The sequence below is a fragment of the Shinella yambaruensis genome, assembly GCF_022899355.1.
Taxonomy (GTDB): domain Bacteria; phylum Pseudomonadota; class Alphaproteobacteria; order Rhizobiales; family Rhizobiaceae; genus Shinella; species Shinella yambaruensis.
On record NZ_JALJCK010000003.1, the window covers coordinates 303775 to 320815 of the forward strand.

Genomic DNA, 17041 nt, shown 5'->3' on the forward strand with positions numbered 1-17041 from the left:
GGAATTGCAGCGCCGCCTAGGGCGCCGTCTTCGCCATCCGGGCGGCGCGGGCGAGGATATCGTCCGTCTCCTGCCGGAATGTCGCCGGATCGACCTGCAGGCCGTTCAGCACCGTCGACCAGTGCCGCACGATCGAGGCCATCGCCACCGCCTCGCGGATCTCCTCATCCGTCGCGCCGTTCAGCTTTGCCGCCGCCGTGTGGAAGTAGACGCAATACTGGCAGGGGATCTGCGACGACACGGCGAGCCCGAGCAGCTCCTTCGTCTTGCCGTCCAGCGCCGTATCGGGATTGAGCTGCAGCGACTTGAACTCGGTCCAGGCGCCGGCAATGCCGACCGCCGGGAAAGCCTTGAACATGACGGGCACCTGGCCGAGCGTCGCCTCGATGTCCTTGTAGGCGGCCGCCGAGCCGTCGTCGGCGTGCAGCGGCGCGGCAAGCGCGATACCCGCCGTCAACGCGGCGGCAAAGATCAAGCATGTCCTGATCGGTGTCATTTTCCTGTCTCCCTCGGCTCTTCCCTCCGGCGACCGCCGCCACGGGGAATGCATGCCGCCACCCTAGGATCTTGCCGTTCGCGCCGCTTCGCCCGAAAGCGCCATGCCGCGCATGGCTCTGCCGGGCCAGCGGTCAGCGGTCTTTCTGGCCGGCGGAAAATGCCGCCGCCGCGGCGCGCGAGCCAAGGTCGAGCTTGGTGAGGATGTTGGCGACGTGGCGCTTCACGGTGTGCTCGCTCAGCGCCAGCATGGCGGCGATCGCGGGGTTGCTCATGCCATCGGCGACGCGGGCGAGGATTTCGCGCTCGCGCGCGGTCAGCACGGCGAGCGACGGTCCGGGGCCTTTCTTCGGCACTGCGGGTTCCAGGTGCTGCTCGGCGACCACCAGGACGATCTCCAGCGGATGGCTCCGGCCTTCGACCTCCATCACGCCGCGCGCGGCGAAATGCAGGCCCGAGCCGGCGCTCAGTTCCCCCACAAGCGAGGAGGCCATGATCTCGCCGGATCCGGCCAGGCCCGCGATACGCTCGGTGACCTGCACTGCAAGCCCCGTCATCGTCTCGCCGCCGATCTCGATTTCGCCGACATGCACGCCCTGCGCCAGGGCAAGCCCGAGCGCCGCACCGGCATCCCTCAGCGCGAGCGCCGTGCGGGCAGCGCGGGCCGGGCCGTCGAAGCGCGCGACGAGCCGGTCGCCGTCCCAGCGCAGACACCGCGCCCCCAGCCGCTCCGCCGCGGTGAAGGCCGCGGCCTGAAAATCCTCGGTACACTTCGACCATGCCCGATCCCCAAGACGGGAGGCAAGCCGCTCCGCGCCGTCGATACGCGCCACCAGAAGGGCGGCAAGCACGCGGTCGGCCTCCGTTACCGGCCGCGCGCCGGTCAGGAACTCCTCGACCTCGTCCGCGATGCGGTCAACGTCGCCGGTCCAGACCGGATGGTCGCTGCCGGGTATCTCGACCAGCCGGGCACCGGCGATCCGCGCCTTGAGGTAACGGCTGCCATCGGGGCTGACATGGGCGTCGTTGCAGCGATGGATAAGCAGTGTCGGAACGTTCACGGCCGGCAAGGCGCCACGCACGTCGATCGCGGCATTCATGCGCGCCAGCGAGATCGCGGCGGCAGGGCTTGCCGACAGGCGTTCGAAGCGTGCCCACCACGGGGCGAAACGCTTATCGTTCACCAGTCGCGGCGCAAAACTCTTCAGCGTGGCGCCACTGCCCCAGCCTGCATCCAGCACCCCCATGAATTGCTCGAGCGCCGTCTCGTCCATCACCGAGCTCTTGAAATGCGCATAGCCGCCATAGAGGATAAGGGCGCGCGTGCGCTCCGGGCAGGCGGCGGCGAAGAGGATCGCCATCGGCACCCCCTCGGAGACGCCGAGGATCGCGGCCCGGCCGCTCCCGGCGGCGTCCATCACGGCGCGCACGTCATCCATCCGAGCCTCGATATCGGGCAGCGCCGCGGCATCGACCGGGTCGGAGAGGCCGGTGCCGCGCTTGTCGAACTGGATCACGCGTGAAAATGCCGAGAGCCGCTTCAGCAGGCGGCTGTAGCCGGGATCTTCCCAGTTCAGTTCGAGGTTGGAGATGAAGCCCGGCACGAGGACGAGATCGAGTGCGCCCTGGCCGACGACCTGATAGGCGATGTGGAGGTTCCCGCTTCTGGCATAGCGCGTTTCGAGCATCTTCACGAAACCTCTCCGTAGGGATGCATACCTTACCAGAACACACCATCGGGAAAAATCCGCCATGCACGCCGCATCGCGAGGGGACATTCGTCGGCGGCGGCGCTGCAACAGCCGCGGTCGAGGGCAAGGCCGTTCTGCGATCCGTCCGCTTCTCCGAGGAGCCGTCAGTTTTCGATCGACGTGCCCCGCCCGTCCCACCTGAGCAGGAAGACGTCCGCCCGCGGCATGCCATCGCCGTCCTCGCCGCCGGCGATCAGGAGGCCGCCGGGCACGGCGAAGGAGGCGCCATAGGCAAGACCGCGCGGCAGCCGTCCGGCAAGCTTCCAGCTCGTCCCGCCAAGCACATAGACCTCGTCGCGCCAGCCCTTCTTCAGGCCGTCATGCGCGAACCAGCGGCCGGCCTGCGCATTCGCCCTGGCACCCGGGAAATTCGTGCCGCCGGCAAGAAGGACATCGCCGCCGACGATGCCCGCATAGGCACCGGCCACCCCTTCCTGCCGCTGCCCGGACAGGACCGGCGGGAGATCGGCCAGCTTCGTCCAGACGGCGGACGCTCCCTTGATCTCGACGCGCTTCACCTCCGGCGTGCGCAGGCCGGGCTTGATTTCCCCGCTCATCACCAGGAACCGGCCATCGCCCTCCGCCACCAAAGCGGGGTCGCAGTTCGGCAGGTACGGATTGTCGCCGAGCGAACCCCAACGGTTGGCGGCAGGGTCGTAGACCAGCAGCTTGTCGTTCCACCGGTACGCCTTCGGCTCCATACCCATATAGGACGCGACGAGTGCCCGGAAGCCTTCCGGATCCGCCTCCTTGTCGATGGCCCCGGTCTCGGCGAGGTAGGTGTCGAAGAGCGCCTTGTTGTAGCCGCCGACAAGGACGATGCGGCCGTCGCCGAGCGAAACGGCCTTTGCGCCGGAAAGCCCGACCGGCGTCTTCGTGTCGCGCTTCGACCAGCGGTCCGATTGCGTGTCATAGGCATAGACCGTGTCGAAGATGATCGGGGACCGGGCGTTCTCGGCCGCTTTCCCATTGCCGCTGAACAGGTAGATCGTCGTCGCGGAAACGGCGACGGCCGCGCCGTTGGTCACGGGGCCGATAAAGGGCGCGCGTTTCTGCCAGCCCGCGGCCGGGGCGGAGAGATCGAGGGCGTAGAGGTCGGTTCCGGCCGAGCCGAGACCGACAAAGGCCATGTCGCCGACGCGGGCGGCAACGCCGTTCTTCACCGGGGCGGGCAGGTCCGGCCAGGTTTCAGCGGCCATGGCCGCCCCCGTCGACAGGGCCAGGACGGCCAAGCCCGCCCGGAGCGATCGTGTCGGCATGGAAACAGGCATGCATTTCTCCTCTCCTTCAAAGACCGTTGCCGCTCACGGCGCCGACGCCGCGATATCGGCGGCGCCGATGATGCCGGCATCCGCCCCCAGTTCCGCCAGGGCGAGTTCGGGCACCATGACCTCGGGATGGGCGCGCAGGGCTTCGAGAAGCCCGTCGAGGAAACCGTCGGCAAGCCCGACGCCGCCGCCGATGACGATCCGCTCGGGATCGACGATGGCCTGGAGGCCCGCAATGGCGGCGGCGAGCCGCTTCGTCGCGGTATGGAGAATGTCCTCAGCCCAGGCCTCGGCCGCGCCGGCGGCCGCCAGAACCGTTCGCGCATCGCCGTTGCGGCCGGCCGCGCGCGCCGCCCGGGCCATGCCGAAGCCCGATGCCAGGGTTTCCAGGCGAACGCTTTCGCCCGGAAGGACAACCGGAAGCTGGCCCAGACTGCCGGCGAGCCCGCGCGCGCCGCGGCGCAGCCGGCCGTCAAGGACGAGCCCGCCGCCGATGCCGCTCGACACGGTCAGGAAAGCCATGTCGCGCCCCTGCCCCGCACCGAAGCGATATTCGCCCCAGGTCGCGGCCTGGGCGTCGTTGAGGATCTCGACGGGCATGCCGAGGATTGCGGCAAGTTTGCCGGCAAGCGGAAACTCCCGCGGGATATCCAGCGTCTCCCGGTTGAGCGCCGACCAGGCGCCGCCGGCGACAAGGCCGGTGACGGCGGCGGCGGCACGGGCGTATCGGCCGCCCCAACCTGCCACGAGCCCGGCCATGGCATCGCTCCAGGCGTCCCCTCCGACGACGGCAGGCGTCGGCATCACGCGGCGGTCGAGGATCGCCCTGCCCGCGACGAGGGCGGCAAGCGTCTTGGTGCCGCCGATGTCGAAGGCAAGCACGGGCGCGGGCGGGCGCGCCGCCGTCTCGACCGCCTGCCGGAACCATGCCGTCACATGTTCCGGCCGCGTGATCGCCGATCCGACCACCACGGCATCGGCACCGGCGCGGATGGCCGCGCCCGCCGCTTCCGGTGTGTTGTAGCGCCCTTCGGCGAAGACCGGCGCGCCGAGCCGGGCGCAGCGGGCCACGAGACCGAGGTCGGGTTCCTTCGGCACGGGGCCGGGGCCGGCATAGCCCGACATGGTGGTGCCGACGATATCGGCACCGGCCGCAAGGGCCGCGCGCGCCTCGTCCTCCGTGGCGATATCGGCCATGGCGAGACGGCCGTGCCGCTTGATCTCGGCGATCAGCGCCGGCACGGAGACCGGGCGCGGACGGTCCGTCGCATCGACCGCGATGATGGCGGCACCCGCCTCGGCAAGCGCCGCGACATCCGGCAGGAGCGGCGTGATGCGCACGGGGCTGCCGTCGAGATCGCGCTTGACGAGACCGATGACCGGCAGCCGGCTCGCCCCGGCGACGCCCGCCACATTGGCACGGCCTTCGATGCGCAATCCGGCCGCGCCGGCGCTTTCGGCGGCCCGCGCATAGGCCACCACCGATGCCACGGTGTCGAACGGGCCGGCGGGAACCGGCTGGCAGGAGACGATCAGCCTCCCCTTCAACTGCGCGAGAATGGACTTGAGGTCGTGCATCGAGGGTCTTCCCTGTCCCGTGCGGCCCCCGCTGGGCCGTGTCGTTGAAGGCGCGTCGGAGGGGCCATGCGGCGTGGCCGGTGCGGTTTGCGCTTCGCCGGGAGACCGAATTGAAGTATCCGTGAAGTGAACCGCTTATTGGCAATTTCAATATCCAATTGACAGATATCCTACAAGTGGATAAATGTAGGGCCACTGTCTTTTCGGAGTCAAAAAGGCAACCGGAGACGAAGATGAACGTGAAGTCGATCAAGCCCCTGAAGCGCGCGCCCCTCCTGCATGTCTCGGTGCAGGAAAGCCTGCGCAGCTATATCGAGGACAACCACCTCGATGCGGGCGCGCCCCTGCCGCCCGAAGGCGAGCTTGCCACCCAGCTCGGGGTGAGCCGCAATTCGGTGCGCGAGGGCATCAAGGCCCTGGAATCCGTCGGCGTGCTGGAATCGCGCCGCGGCATCGGCGTCTTCGTCAAGGCGTTCTCCTTCGAACCGCTGCTGGAAAACCTCGCCTATGGCCTCGGCGGCGCGCTGAAGCAGATCGAGGAGGTCATCACCATCCGCCGCACGCTCGAGGTCGGCCTGATCGGGCGGACGCTGGAGGTCATCGGCGCCGACGATATCCGCGAGCTGCGCGAGACCGTCGAGCGGATGCGGGTCCGGGCGGAGCGCGGCGAGAGCTTTCCCGAGGAGGACCGGCATTTCCACCAGCTGCTCTTCCGTTGCCAGCAGAACGAGGTTCTGCTGCGGCTGATCGAGGTGTTCTGGCTGGCCTTCTACAAGGCATCCGACTTCGTCAACCTCAACAATACGGACCCCATGCAGACCTGGCGCGACCACGCCGCCATCGTCGATGCCGTGGAGGCGCGCGACCACGCCGGCGCCCGGGACCGGCTCGACAAGCACTATGCCGGCATCACCCGCGTGATCGCCGACAACAAGACCACCGTTTCATCAGGGAGGATGACATGAATCTGAAGACCACATTGTCGGCGCTTGCCCTTTCGGCGGCGCTGCTCGGCGCCCTGCCCCTGGCGCCGGGCCAGGCACGCGCCGAAGGCGGCACGATCTCCGGCGGCTTCGACGTCGGCCCGGGCGGCTTCCAGGGCAATTTCAATCCGCTGGCGGCGACGAGCGGCTTCACCTGGCTCGTCACCTATTTCGAGCCGCTGGTCATCTACGACGACAAGCTGACGAAGGTCATCGGCGCGCTGGCCGACAGCTACGAGGTCAGCGCCGACCAGAAGACCTACACCTTCAAGCTTACCGAGGCCAAATGGCATGACGGCCAGCCGTTCACCGCAAGGGACGTCCGCTTCACGCTCGATCTCGCCCGCAACGACAAGGCCGGCTCGGTCTTCGCCGCGCGCCTCGGCGTCGTCCAGTCCGTCGAGGCGCCGGACGACCGCACGGTCGTGATCACCCTGTCGGCGCCGTCGCCGAGCATGCTCGACACCCTGACCAAGGTGATGATGCTGCCGGAACACGCCCTTGCCCCGATCCCTCCCGAGCAGATCGCAAAACACGCCTGGTGGTCCACAACGCCGATCGGCACCGGCCCGTTCAAGTTCACCAAATATGTCGCCGACCAGTATGTCGAACTCGCCGCCAATCAGGACTACCACGGCGGCAAGCCGGCGGCCGACAAGCTGATCAACCGCTACTTCGCCGACCCCGCCGCCGCCATCGCGGCCCTCCGGTCGGGCGAGATCCAGTTCACCTATGTCGATTCCAACGATGTGTCGACCTTCAGCGGCGACAGCGCCTTCCGGGTGATCGAGGGCGATTCCTACGTCGTCAACTATGTCGGCTTCAACCAGGAGGTGCCGCTCTGGCAGGACCTGCGCATCCGGCAGGCCTTCATGTACGCGATCAACCGCGACGCCATCATCCAGAGCCTTTATGGCGGGGCGGCCAAGCCTGCCAACTGCGTCTATGTCGCCGACCAGCTCGTGCCGCAGGGCATCGAGAGCTATGGCTACGACCCGGAAAAGGCCAAGCAGCTTCTCGCCGAGGCGGGCTGGGACAAGATCAACGGCGACAAGCCGGTCACGATCCTGACCTATTACACCTCGCCGCTGGCGACCAACGTGCTCGCCGCCATGCAGGCCATGCTCGCGCAGGTCGGCATCAACATCGTGCCGCGCGCCGTCGACACGCCGACCTACAACTCGATCGTCTACCAGCAGTCGGGCAATTCCGGCGACTACCCGCTGATCTATGCCGGCCTGCAGAACGGCCCGGATGCCTCGAACATCAATATCGGCCTCAACGAGAAGCAGATCCCGCCGGCCGGCGCCAACATCATGCGCATCCGCATGGCGGCGGTGACGGAGGCGCTGGACGCCGCCCTGGCCGAGACGGATGACGCCAAGCGCGACGCCCGCTACCAGGACGTCTGCAAGGCGACCAATGCCGAGCTGCCCTGGGCGACGATGTGGGTCGCCAACCGTTATGGTGTCGTGTCCTCGAAGCTCAAGGACTTCGTATGGACCCCGGCGCCGGCCGGCGGCCCGTACCAGGCCCATGCGGAAAAGTGGTCGATCGCCGAATAGGCGAAGACAAGAGGGCGCGGGCTGCCCCGCACCCTCGGTTTGATGACAAACATCGCTCCAAGCACTCCGTCATCCTCGGGCTCGACCCGAGGATCCGATTGCCTCCAGGGGTTATGGATGGTCGGGTCAAGCCCGACCATGACGGAGGAGAGGTTTGCGGACTTTGTCGACAGTGAGGGCACGGCTTGCCCCGCGCCCTTCCACAAGCCACCCTCGGCCAGTCACGCGATCAGGTGTTGAACCCGCATGTTACGCTATTGTCTCCATCGCCTGCTCGTCGGGCTCGCCATGCTGCTTGCGCTGACGGTGCTGATCTTCACGCTGCTGCAGCTGACGCCGGGTGATCCGATCGATGCCTATATCGATCCCAACGTCGCCATGACGAAGGAGGCGATGGACGCGCTGCGCGCGCGGCTCGGCCTCGACCAGCCACTGCCCGTGCAGTATCTCGCCTGGCTGTCGCAAGCCGCGCAGGGCAATCTCGGCCATTCGCTGCAGCGCTTCAACGAGACGGTATCCGGCCTCATCCTCTCGCGCATCGGCCCCACCCTCCTCTTGATGGGCGCCGGCCTCTCCATCGCCATCGTGATCGGCATTGCCAGCGGCATCCTCAGCGCGGTGCGCCGCAACACCGTGCCCGATTACTCGCTTTCGGTGCTGGCGCTGCTCGGCATTTCCAGCCCGGCCTTCCTCACCGCCCTGCTCGGCCTCTACGTCTTTTCCGTCCGGCTGAAATGGACGCCGTCGGGCGGCATGCTCACCCCGGCGACCGATTTTTCGGTGGGCGATCTCCTGCACCACCTCATCCTGCCGGCGACCGTGCTGTCCATCGGCCATGCGGCGCTGATCATGCGCTACATGCGCGCCTCGATGCTCGAAGTGCTGAACCAGGACTATGTCCGCACGGCGCGCGCCAAGGGCGTCCGGGAGTTCTGGGTCGTCACCAAGCATGCCCTGCGCAACGCGCTCCTGCCCGTCGTCACGCTGATCGGCTCGACCATAGGCCTCGCCGTCGGCGGCGCCATCTTCGTCGAAAGCGTCTTCAACTGGCCGGGCATGGGCCTGCTTCTGATCAGCGCGGTGGAGACGCGCGACTATCCGGTCATCATGGGGGCCACCCTCGTCATCGGCGCTTGCGTCATCGTCGTCAACATCCTGACCGACCTCGCCTATGCGGTCATCGATCCGCGCATCAAGGTAGCCTGAGATGACAATGCCCGCCTCCCCTTCCTCCTCCGGTCCGCTGGCGCGGGCAACCGGCCGCTTCCTCCTCAACCGGGCGGCCCTCGTCGGCGTGGCGCTGCTGCTTCCGCTGCTCGCCGCGGTGCTGACCTATCCCCTCTGGATGCCCTACAGGCCCAACGACATCGACCTCCTGGCGATGAATGCCGCCCCATCGGCGGCGCACTGGTTCGGCACCGACGGCGTCGGGCGCGACGTGCTTGCAAGAACGCTGGAAGGCGGGCGGATCTCGCTGCTGGTCGCCGTCTCCTCCGTCGTCCTGTCGACGGCCATCGGCTTTCTCGTCGGTGCGGTCTCGGCCTTCGGCGGGCGCTTCGCCGATGCGCTCGCCATGCGTTCCGTCGACCTTGCCATGACGCTGCCGCCGGTGATCTTCCTTCTGGTCCTCGCCTCCATCGTCGGCTCCGGCATCTGGTCGACCGTCGTCGTCATCGCGCTTTTGTCCTGGCCGGTCCTGTCGCGCATGATCCGCGCGCGCCTGCTGGAACTGCGGGAGCGGGAGTTCGTCATGGCCTCGCGCGGCATGGGCGCGGGCATCGGGCACCTCCTCTTCCGCCACGGCCTGCCCAATTCGATCGACATCCTCGTCGTCTACGCCACGCTGCAGGTCGCCAACGCCATCCTGCTGGAGGCGGGCCTCTCGTTCCTCGGCCTCGGCGTGCCGCCGCCGGCGGCGAGCTGGGGCAACATGCTGAATGCCGCGCGCTCCACCGCCGTGCTCGAACAGTATCCCTGGCAATGGCTGTTTCCCGGCGGCGCGCTGGTGCTTGCCGTGCTGGCCATCAACTTCATCGGCGACGGTCTGAGGGACGCCTTCGACCCCCGCGTAGACCTCAATTGAAACCCCGGAAAGAGAAGCAAATGTCCAAGTTCTTCGGTGTCGTTCCTCCCGTCGTCACCCCCCTCAACGACGATTTCTCCGTCGACTACACCTCCTATACGCGCGTCCTCGAACATCTGATCGACAATGGCTGCCACGGCCTGTTCCCGCTCGGCTCGACCAGCGAGGTGGTGTTCTACGACGAGGCCGAGCGCCGCAGGATCCTCGAGCACACGGTGAAGGTCGCCAACGGCCGCGTGCCCGTCATCGCCGGCGCCATCGATCCGGCGACCGACCGCGTCATCCGCCATGCCCGCACCGCCAGGGAAGTGGGGGCCGATGCCGTCGTCGTCACCGCGCCCTTCTACACCATCACCAGCCAGGCCGAGACGCTGGATCACTTCCGCATGATCCGCGACGCCGTCGATATCCCGCTGATCGCCTATGACATCCCGGTCTGCGTCCACACCAAGCTCACCCGCCAGACCGTCGTGACGCTGGCGCAGGAAGGCACGATCATCGGCCTGAAGGATTCCTCCGGCGACGACGGCAATTTCCGCTATGCCCTCAGCGATCTCGCGGGCAACAAGGACGTCTTCCTGATGACCGGGTCCGAGATCGTCGTCGACAGCGTGCTCGCCATGGGCGCGCACGGGGTCGTGCCGGGCCTCGCCAATGTCGATCCAGCAGGCTATGTCCGCCTCTGGGACGCCGCAAAGCGCGGCGACTGGGCGGCCGCCCGCACGGAACAGGAGCGGCTCTGCCGCCTGTTCGAGATCGTCTGGGTCGCCGCCGGCCGCGTCAGCGGGGGTGCGACCGGCGTCGGCGGCTTCAAGACCGCGATGCGCAGCCTCGGCATCATTTCCACCAATGTCATGGCGCGTCCGCGCGCCCCGCTCAACGAGGCCGAAACGCGCAGGATCGACGAGATCCTGCGCTCCGTCGGCCTCCTCGCCTGAGGTCGCCGATGACGTCCGAACCCATTCTTGAGATCAGCAACCTCAGGACCGTCTTCCGCTTGCGCGGCCGGGAGATCGCCGCCGTCAACGGCATCGATCTTGCCATCCGCCCCGGCGAGACGGTGGCGCTGGTCGGGGAATCGGGTTCGGGCAAATCGGTGACGAGCCTCTCCGTCATGCGGCTGCTTGCCCGCAGGATCGGCGTGATCGACGACGGTTCGATCCGCTTCCGCGGCAAGGACGGCAGGACGAAGGACCTCGTCACGCTCGGCGAGGAGGAGATGCGGCAGATCCGCGGCAACGACATCGGCATGGTCTTCCAAGAGCCGATGACGAGCCTCAACCCCGTCTACACCGTCGGCGACCAGATCTCCGAATCGCTGCGCGTCCACCGGCGCCTCGGCCGGCGTGAGGGCATCGAGGCGGCCGTCGGCCTGCTCGACAAGGTCGGCATTCCCGATGCGCGCCGCCGGCTGGGCCAGTATCCGCACGAACTGTCCGGCGGCATGCGCCAGCGCGCCACCATCGCCATGGCGCTCGCCTGCGATCCGACGCTGCTGATCGCCGACGAGCCGACCACGGCGCTCGACGTGACCATCCAGGCGCAGATCCTCGACCTCATGCAGTCGCTGCAGCGCGAGCGCGGCATGGGCATGCTGTTCGTCACGCACAATCTCGGCGTGGTCGCCGAGATCGCCCACCGGGTCGCGGTGATGTATGCCGGCCGCATCGTGGAGACCGGCCCCGTCTCCGAGGTGTTCAGGACCCCGCGCCATCCCTATACGATGGGGCTCTTGAAATCGATGCCGCGCCTCGGCACGGCGAGCGAGATGAAACGGAGCGGCGCAAAGCTGCCGGCCATTCCCGGCATGGTGCCGAGCCTTGCCGACCTTCCGGCCGGCTGTGCCTTCGCGCCGCGCTGCGCCTTCGCGCGCGATGCCTGTCGGCAGGCCATGCCGGCCCTTTCCCCCGTCAACGACCATCACGGCAGCCGCTGCATCCGCTGGCAGGAGATTTCCGCATGACCGAAGCGCCCCTCCTCTCCGTCCGCGGCCTTGCCAAGCACTACCAGACGCGCGGCGCCACCCTGAAGATCCTTCAGGACATCTCCTTCGACATCGCAAAGGGCGAAGTGGTGGGGCTGGTGGGCGAATCGGGCAGCGGCAAGACCACCATCGGCCGCTCGGTCCTGAGATTGATCGAGCCTTCGGCCGGCGCGGTCGTCTTCGACGGCGACGACCTGACGACGCTTTCGGGCGGCGAGTTGCGCCGCCGGCGCCCGCGCATGCAATATATCTTCCAGGATCCCTACGCCTCCCTGTCGCCGCGCATGACCATTGGCGAGATCCTGACGGAAGGCCTGAAGATTCAGGGCATCGGTTCGCGGGCGGAGCGGCTGGAGCGGGCAAGGAAGGCGCTCGAACAGGTGGAACTGCCGCCGGACGCCATCAACCGCTACGCCCACGAATTCTCCGGCGGCCAGCGCCAGCGCATCGGGATCGCGCGGGCACTGACGCTCGCGCCGGACTTCATCGTCGCCGACGAGCCGGTATCGGCGCTCGACGTGTCGATCCAGGCGCAGGTGGTGAACCTCATGCGCGACCTGCAGCAGCGCCTCGGCCTGACCATGCTGTTCATCTCGCACGACCTTGCCGTCGTCGAATATATCTGCGACCGCGTCATCGTGCTCTATCTCGGCCGCATCATGGAGATCGCCACGAGCGAGGACCTCTATGCCCGCCCGCAGCATCCCTACACGCAGGCGCTGATGTCCGCGATCCCCTCGCCGGATCCGGATCTGGCACGCAAGCGCGAAATCCTGAAAGGCGACATTCCCAGCCCCGCCAATCCGCCGAGCGGCTGCGTCTTCCGCACCCGCTGTCCCAAGGCACTCGACGCCTGCGCCGCGGCGGTGCCGCAATTGCGGGAAGTCGCGCCGGGCCACGTCAAGGCCTGCATCCGCGACGACATCGGGTATCCGGAGCCATAGAGAAAGCGGCACCGGATCCGACCAGGCGGGCCGATCCGGTCACGGAGCTGGGCGCATCGCCAGGACGCTCGGCAGCGCGCGTGGGCCGACGCTTGCCGTCCCTATCCGGAAACAGGGTCGGAATACGCGATCCCGGAGGCGAGCCAGGCATCGACCTGTTCATCCGCATAGCCGAATTCGCGCAGGATCTCGCGCGTGTGCTGGCCGACCAGGGGCGCAGGCCGGCGGATCGTCGCAGGCGTTTCCGAATGGCGCACTGCGGGCGCGACGACCTTGACCGTGCCGGCCCGTGGATGCTCGTAGCTCGTCACCAGTCCCATGTGGCGCACCTGCGGATCTTCCGCGGCCTGGAGATGGGACTTCACCTCGCCGCACCAGATGTCCGCCTTGAGCAAGGCCTCCAGCAGCGCCGCCGTCGTCCATTTCCCGGTCTCCGCCGCCAGCCGGCGCCAGATCTCGTCGCGTTGCGCAAAGAGCTTTTCGGGATCGTCGTAGACGAGAAGGTCGTCGTTGCCGAGCACGCCGACGAGCGTGCGGTAGGGGCTCATGGCGATCGTCACCCAGCCGTCCCGGGTCGGATAGGTGCCGAACGGCGCATCCATGCCCGGATGGCCGATGCCCGAACGCGGCCGCTGGAAATCCTCGTTGAAGTTCAGCGCCGTCACCATTTCCTGGTTCTGGTGCGCGAGCATGCCGGCAAGCAGGTTCACCTTGACCTCCTGCCCCTGCCCGGACCTCTCGCGCCAGTAAAGCGCCGAGAGGATGCCGTAGACCATGTTCATCGCGCCGATCTGGTCGGAAAAGCCGGCGCCGACGGGCGTCGGCGGCGCGTCGGCCTGCCCGGTCGCCGCCATGATGCCGGTCAGCCCCTGCACGAGCATGTCCTGGCCCGGCCGGTCGACATAGGGGCCCTCCTCGCCGTAGCCGGAACCGGAGCAATAGATGATCCGCGGATTGACCGCCCGGAAGTCCTCGTATCCGTAGCCCATCGCCTTCATGACGCCGGGCCGGAAGTTCTGGACCACGATATCGGCGCTCTTCGCCATCTCCATGAGGACCCCGTGCACGTCCGGGGATTTGAGGTTCAGGGCGATCGAACGCTTGTTGCGGTTCCAGGCAAGAAAGTTCGGGCTCTCGCTGCCGCCCACCCATTTGTTGCGGAAGGTCAGCGAGCGGAAGAGATCGCCCTTGCCGGGACGCTCGACCTTGATGACGTCCGCTCCCATGTCGGCCAGAAGCTGCGTGGCGAAGGGGCCTTGCAGGAGGTGCGAGAAATCGAGGATGCGGATGCCTGCGAGGGCGGCGGGGGTGGACGTCTGGGTCTCGGTCATGGTGTCAGCCTTTTCGGTCGTCGAGATGGCCCCTCGCACCATGGCGCGCGCGGAGCCAAAGGGTGCGCAGGACGGCAAGGGTGGTTTCCGGTTCCTCCCGCCGCTCCAGCGCCAGGCGAATGCGTTCCGCCGCGGCCGTCTGGAAGGCGATGTATCCGTCGAAGCGGGGGCGCAGCAGTGCCCTTTCCGCTGTTGCGAGCGTGTTGCGATAGAAATCGCCCCACGCGCCGTTCGTCCCCGCATCCTGCCAGGCGGCCCGCGCCGAGGGCTGGCCGCCGAAGGCAGGAAAGACCTCGACCTGCGTCGGCGCCGCGAGCAGCGAGGCGATATGCGCCAGCAGCGCCGGCGTCGGCTTGCAGCGGCGGGAAAACGCAATGCCCGTGCCGCCGATGACGCCGCCCGCACCGCCCGCCCGGCGCAGCGTGTCCGAAAAACGGACCACGTTGGGCGCATGGCCCGGCGCGGCATAGGTGACGTAGCCGAAGACCAGCGGCACGAGCGCGATGTCCCGGCCGCGCGCCATGGCCTCCAGAAGGCCGATCGGATTGAGCCTTTCGCTTGCCGGGGGTCGGCGGGCATAGAGGCGGTGCATGACCTCCAGCGCGGCCGCGCCTTCCGCATCGGGCAGGAAGTCCCCGCCACCCACGCGGCCGCCCGCGCCCGCCACCATCGACATCAGGGTCAGCACCGCATGGGGGCCGGCGAGCGACTGTGCCACCGGCAGGCGCGCTGCCAGTGCCGAAACCTCGTCCCAGTCACGGGGCGGTTCGGCGATGAGGTCCGCGCGGCGGGCCATGACCTGGGTGGCGACGTCCAGCGGCAGCGCCCAGGTCCTGCCGTCCCAGCCGTAGCTCTCGGCGGAAGGGCCTATGCTGTCCCGCCGCCAGGTCGCAAGCTGTTCGGCGGAATAGAGCTCTTCGAGCGGTATGAAGCAGTCCTCCGCGACCGCCTCCCCGATATGCGGGTGGTCCATGACCAGGAGGTCGTTGCGTTCGGCAAGCGCGCGGATGGGCGCGCTTTCGAAGCCTTCGAGCGGCTGCCTGTTCCAGTGGATCAGCGGCTGCGCAAGGCCCGCATTCACCCGGCGCGCGGTTTCGGCCAGGGCGTCGTAGCCGCGGGGATGGTCCCATGTGAGGCCGACGAAGGTCATGCCGTGGCCCTCCACAGCGGCGGCGCCCCGATATCGCAGTCGATCGCCGCGATATGCCAGCGGCCGAGATTGGCCGCGAAAAGCCGCATGCCGTCGAAGGCGATGTTGGTGGGATGGCAGAGCACATGGGCCGTCGGATCCTCCGCCAGCGTGGCGACGGCGCCTTGCGCATCGACGCGCAGGATACGGGAAGGCTCGTAGAGCGCGACCAGCAGATTGCCGGCCCCGTCGAAGGCAAGCCCGTCCGGATAGCCGGGCAGGTCCGTGGCGAACGGAGTGATCGCGCCCGCGCCGCCATCCGCCCCGATCGCGATGCGCGACACGCGCCGGGCGAAGGTCTCGCAGACATAGAGCGCCTCCTCCCCCGGCCGCATGGCCAGCCCGTTGGCGAAGGCGAAGCCGGCGTCGCACCAGAGGCTTCCGGGCCCGCCCGCAAGATCGAAGGACCAGATGCCCGGCCCCGGCCGGCCGGGATCATGGCTGTCCGAGACGAGAAGGCGGCCCCGCCGCCGATCGACCACCGGATAGTTGGGAATGCGCAGGCCCGGCGCGGCAAGCTGCCGGAGGGAGCCGGCGGCAAGGTCCAGCCGGAAGACGGCGGCGTGCTTGAGGTCGCAGGCATAGAGCGCCCTGTCGCCATCGAAGGCAAGGCCGAGGATGAAGCCGCCCGTCCCCGCGACCCGCTCGATGCGGCTGCCGTCCGGCGCGATGCGGCAGATCTCGCCGTCCTGGTTGCCGCACCAGACCCAGCCGTCCGGGCCGATGGCAACGCCTTCGGGATGGCTGAGCCGCGGCTCGCTCCAGATCCCGTCGAAGAACACCCGCAGGCGATCCTGCGCGAGGAGAGGCGCCGGCATCATACCTCCCCCCGGCGCAGGCCGGTCGCCGCGTCGAAGAGATGCATGCGCCCGGGCTCGAAGTTCAGGGTGACGGGCGCGCCGCGCTCCAGCCCCGCCTCCGGCGCAAGCTTTGCGGCGATCAGGGCATCGCCGGCCTTCACCGTCAGGATCGTGCAGTCGCCGAGCAGCTCTGACGAGAAGACCGTGCCGGAGAAATGGCCGTCGCCCTCCGGCGCGATGCGCACATGCTCGGGCCGCACGCCCAGCAGGACATCGCCGGCCGCATGCGCCAGCGGGAAACGCCCGCCCTCGCTGGAGAACCAGCCGTCCAGAAGCCGGCCCGGCAGGAGGTTCATCGGCGGCGAGCCGATGAAACCGGCGACGAAGGTATTGGCCGGGCGCGCATAGATCTCGGCCGGCGTGCCGATCTGCTGGATCGTCGCCTTGTTGAGCACGACGATCCGGTCGGCCAGTGTCATGGCCTCGACCTGGTCGTGGGTCACGTAGATGGTCGTGACGCCGAGGTCGCGCTGAAGGTTCTTCAGCTCGCCCCGCATCACCGTGCGCAGCTTCGCGTCGAGATTGGAGAGCGGCTCGTCCATCAGGAAGACCTGCGGACGGCGCACGATGGCGCGCGCCAGCGCCACGCGCTGGCGCTGGCCGCCGGAGAGTTCGGCGGGGCGCCGGGTCAGGAGATGGCCCATGTCCACCCGCTCGGCGGCGGCGCGCACCAGCGCCTCCCGCTCGGGCCGCGCGACCTTTCGGATCTTCAGCGGATAGGCGATGTTCTCGCCGACGGTCATGTGCGGGTAGAGCGCGTAGTTCTGGAAGACCATGGCAAGGTCGCGGTCGCGTGCCGGCATGTCGTTGACCCGCCGGCCGCCGATGCGGATCTCGCCCGAGGTCGGTTCCTCCAGCCCCGCGACGATACGCATCGTCGTCGACTTGCCGCAGCCCGAGGGGCCGAGCAGGACGAGGAACTCCCCGTCCCCGATGGAAAGATCCAGCCCCGCAAGGGCGGTATAGGCGCCGAAACTCTTGGTCAGCTTGCGCAATTCGATTGCGGCCAT

Annotated in this window: 15 protein-coding genes; 7 read left to right on the forward strand and 8 right to left on the reverse strand. The window is 68.2% G+C overall.

Features of this window, described 5'->3' with window-relative positions:
• Positions 1–16 precede the first annotated feature (16 nt).
• The 4 genes from MUU56_RS08625 to MUU56_RS08640 all read right to left on the reverse strand — a co-directional run bounded on the left by MUU56_RS08625 (position 17) and on the right by MUU56_RS08640 (position 5092).
• Entirely contained in the window at positions 17–496 is a 480-nt protein-coding gene (locus MUU56_RS08625) for a carboxymuconolactone decarboxylase family protein (RefSeq protein WP_244766899.1), read from the reverse strand.
• A gap of 133 nt (positions 497–629) precedes the next feature.
• Positions 630–2183: an alpha/beta fold hydrolase gene (locus tag MUU56_RS08630; protein ID WP_244767153.1), complete on the reverse strand. Its 1554-nt coding sequence runs from the start codon at positions 2181–2183 to the stop codon at positions 630–632.
• Positions 2184–2350: 167 nt separating this feature from the next.
• Positions 2351–3517: an N-acetylneuraminate epimerase gene (locus tag MUU56_RS08635; RefSeq protein ID WP_244766900.1), complete on the reverse strand. Its 1167-nt coding sequence runs from the start codon at positions 3515–3517 to the stop codon at positions 2351–2353.
• Positions 3518–3550: 33 nt separating this feature from the next.
• Positions 3551–5092 carry a putative N-acetylmannosamine-6-phosphate 2-epimerase gene (locus tag MUU56_RS08640; protein WP_244766901.1) on the reverse strand — a complete coding sequence of 514 codons (1542 nt, stop codon included), beginning with the start codon at positions 5090–5092 and terminating at the stop codon, positions 3551–3553.
• Between the two features lie 233 nt (positions 5093–5325).
• Here MUU56_RS08640 and MUU56_RS08645 point away from each other — a divergent pair, with 233 nt between their 5' ends.
• The 7 genes from MUU56_RS08645 (at position 5326) to MUU56_RS08675 (ending at position 12651) form a co-directional block, all read left to right on the forward strand.
• Positions 5326–6057 carry a FadR/GntR family transcriptional regulator gene (locus tag MUU56_RS08645; protein ID WP_244766902.1) on the forward strand — a complete coding sequence of 244 codons (732 nt, stop codon included), beginning with the start codon at positions 5326–5328 and terminating at the stop codon, positions 6055–6057.
• The gene (locus MUU56_RS08650; protein WP_244766903.1) at positions 6054–7640 is read left to right on the forward strand and encodes an ABC transporter substrate-binding protein; all 1587 of its coding nucleotides are present in this window, start codon (positions 6054–6056) and stop codon (positions 7638–7640) included. The genes MUU56_RS08645 and MUU56_RS08650 overlap by 4 nt, the downstream gene beginning before the upstream one ends.
• Positions 7641–7886: 246 nt before the next feature.
• Positions 7887–8846, forward strand: coding sequence for an ABC transporter permease (locus MUU56_RS08655; RefSeq protein ID WP_064334178.1), 960 nt, complete (start codon positions 7887–7889; stop codon positions 8844–8846).
• 7 nt (positions 8847–8853) lie between these two features.
• The gene (locus MUU56_RS08660; protein ID WP_244767154.1) at positions 8854–9723 is read left to right on the forward strand and encodes an ABC transporter permease; all 870 of its coding nucleotides are present in this window, start codon (positions 8854–8856) and stop codon (positions 9721–9723) included.
• Between the two features lie 20 nt (positions 9724–9743).
• Entirely contained in the window at positions 9744–10661 is a 918-nt protein-coding gene (locus MUU56_RS08665) for a dihydrodipicolinate synthase family protein (protein ID WP_244766904.1), read from the forward strand.
• A gap of 8 nt (positions 10662–10669) precedes the next feature.
• On the forward strand, positions 10670–11686 hold the full coding sequence (locus MUU56_RS08670) for an ABC transporter ATP-binding protein (protein ID WP_244766905.1): 1017 nt from the start codon (positions 10670–10672) through the stop codon (positions 11684–11686).
• Positions 11683–12651, forward strand: coding sequence for an ABC transporter ATP-binding protein (locus tag MUU56_RS08675; protein ID WP_244766906.1), 969 nt, complete (start codon positions 11683–11685; stop codon positions 12649–12651). Before MUU56_RS08670 ends, MUU56_RS08675 begins: the two co-directional genes overlap by 4 nt.
• Before the next feature lie 101 nt (positions 12652–12752).
• On the opposite strand, the gene MUU56_RS08680 is transcribed toward MUU56_RS08675, so the two are convergent.
• The 4 genes from MUU56_RS08680 to MUU56_RS08695 are packed head-to-tail and all read right to left on the reverse strand — an operon-like array spanning position 12753 to position 17041.
• Positions 12753–13982, reverse strand: a complete 1230-nt coding sequence (locus tag MUU56_RS08680) for a CaiB/BaiF CoA transferase family protein (RefSeq protein WP_244766907.1) — start codon at positions 13980–13982, stop codon at positions 12753–12755.
• Between the two features lie 4 nt (positions 13983–13986).
• On the reverse strand, positions 13987–15132 hold the full coding sequence (locus tag MUU56_RS08685) for an extracellular solute-binding protein (RefSeq protein WP_244766908.1): 1146 nt from the start codon (positions 15130–15132) through the stop codon (positions 13987–13989).
• The gene (locus MUU56_RS08690) at positions 15129–15989 is read right to left on the reverse strand and encodes an SMP-30/gluconolactonase/LRE family protein (protein ID WP_244766909.1); all 861 of its coding nucleotides are present in this window, start codon (positions 15987–15989) and stop codon (positions 15129–15131) included. The genes MUU56_RS08685 and MUU56_RS08690 overlap by 4 nt, the downstream gene beginning before the upstream one ends.
• A complete protein-coding gene (locus tag MUU56_RS08695) occupies positions 15989–17041 on the reverse strand; it encodes an ABC transporter ATP-binding protein (RefSeq protein ID WP_244766910.1) in 1053 nt (350 codons plus the stop codon). The genes MUU56_RS08690 and MUU56_RS08695 overlap by 1 nt, the downstream gene beginning before the upstream one ends.

Bases quoted from the DNA above. Each gene is read 5' to 3' on its own strand.
- MUU56_RS08650 (WP_244766903.1), top strand. From the start codon at position 6,054: ATGAATCTGAAGACCACATTGTCGGCGCTTGCCCTTTCGGCGGCGCTG.
- MUU56_RS08670 (WP_244766905.1), top strand. From the start codon at position 10,670: ATGACGTCCGAACCCATTCTTGAGATCAGCAACCTCAGGACCGTCTTC.
- MUU56_RS08625 (WP_244766899.1), bottom strand. From the start codon at position 496: ATGACACCGATCAGGACATGCTTGATCTTTGCCGCCGCGTTGACGGCG.
- MUU56_RS08665 (WP_244766904.1), top strand. From the start codon at position 9,744: ATGTCCAAGTTCTTCGGTGTCGTTCCTCCCGTCGTCACCCCCCTCAAC.
- MUU56_RS08675 (WP_244766906.1), top strand. From the start codon at position 11,683: ATGACCGAAGCGCCCCTCCTCTCCGTCCGCGGCCTTGCCAAGCACTAC.
- MUU56_RS08695 (WP_244766910.1), bottom strand. From the start codon at position 17,041: ATGGCCGCAATCGAATTGCGCAAGCTGACCAAGAGTTTCGGCGCCTAT.
- MUU56_RS08690 (WP_244766909.1), bottom strand. From the start codon at position 15,989: ATGCCGGCGCCTCTCCTCGCGCAGGATCGCCTGCGGGTGTTCTTCGAC.
- MUU56_RS08645 (WP_244766902.1), top strand. From the start codon at position 5,326: ATGAACGTGAAGTCGATCAAGCCCCTGAAGCGCGCGCCCCTCCTGCAT.
- MUU56_RS08640 (WP_244766901.1), bottom strand. From the start codon at position 5,092: ATGCACGACCTCAAGTCCATTCTCGCGCAGTTGAAGGGGAGGCTGATC.
- MUU56_RS08660 (WP_244767154.1), top strand. From the start codon at position 8,854: ATGCCCGCCTCCCCTTCCTCCTCCGGTCCGCTGGCGCGGGCAACCGGC.
- MUU56_RS08680 (WP_244766907.1), bottom strand. From the start codon at position 13,982: ATGACCGAGACCCAGACGTCCACCCCCGCCGCCCTCGCAGGCATCCGC.
- MUU56_RS08635 (WP_244766900.1), bottom strand. From the start codon at position 3,517: ATGCCTGTTTCCATGCCGACACGATCGCTCCGGGCGGGCTTGGCCGTC.
- MUU56_RS08685 (WP_244766908.1), bottom strand. From the start codon at position 15,132: ATGACCTTCGTCGGCCTCACATGGGACCATCCCCGCGGCTACGACGCC.
- MUU56_RS08655 (WP_064334178.1), top strand. From the start codon at position 7,887: ATGTTACGCTATTGTCTCCATCGCCTGCTCGTCGGGCTCGCCATGCTG.
- MUU56_RS08630 (WP_244767153.1), bottom strand. From the start codon at position 2,183: ATGCTCGAAACGCGCTATGCCAGAAGCGGGAACCTCCACATCGCCTAT.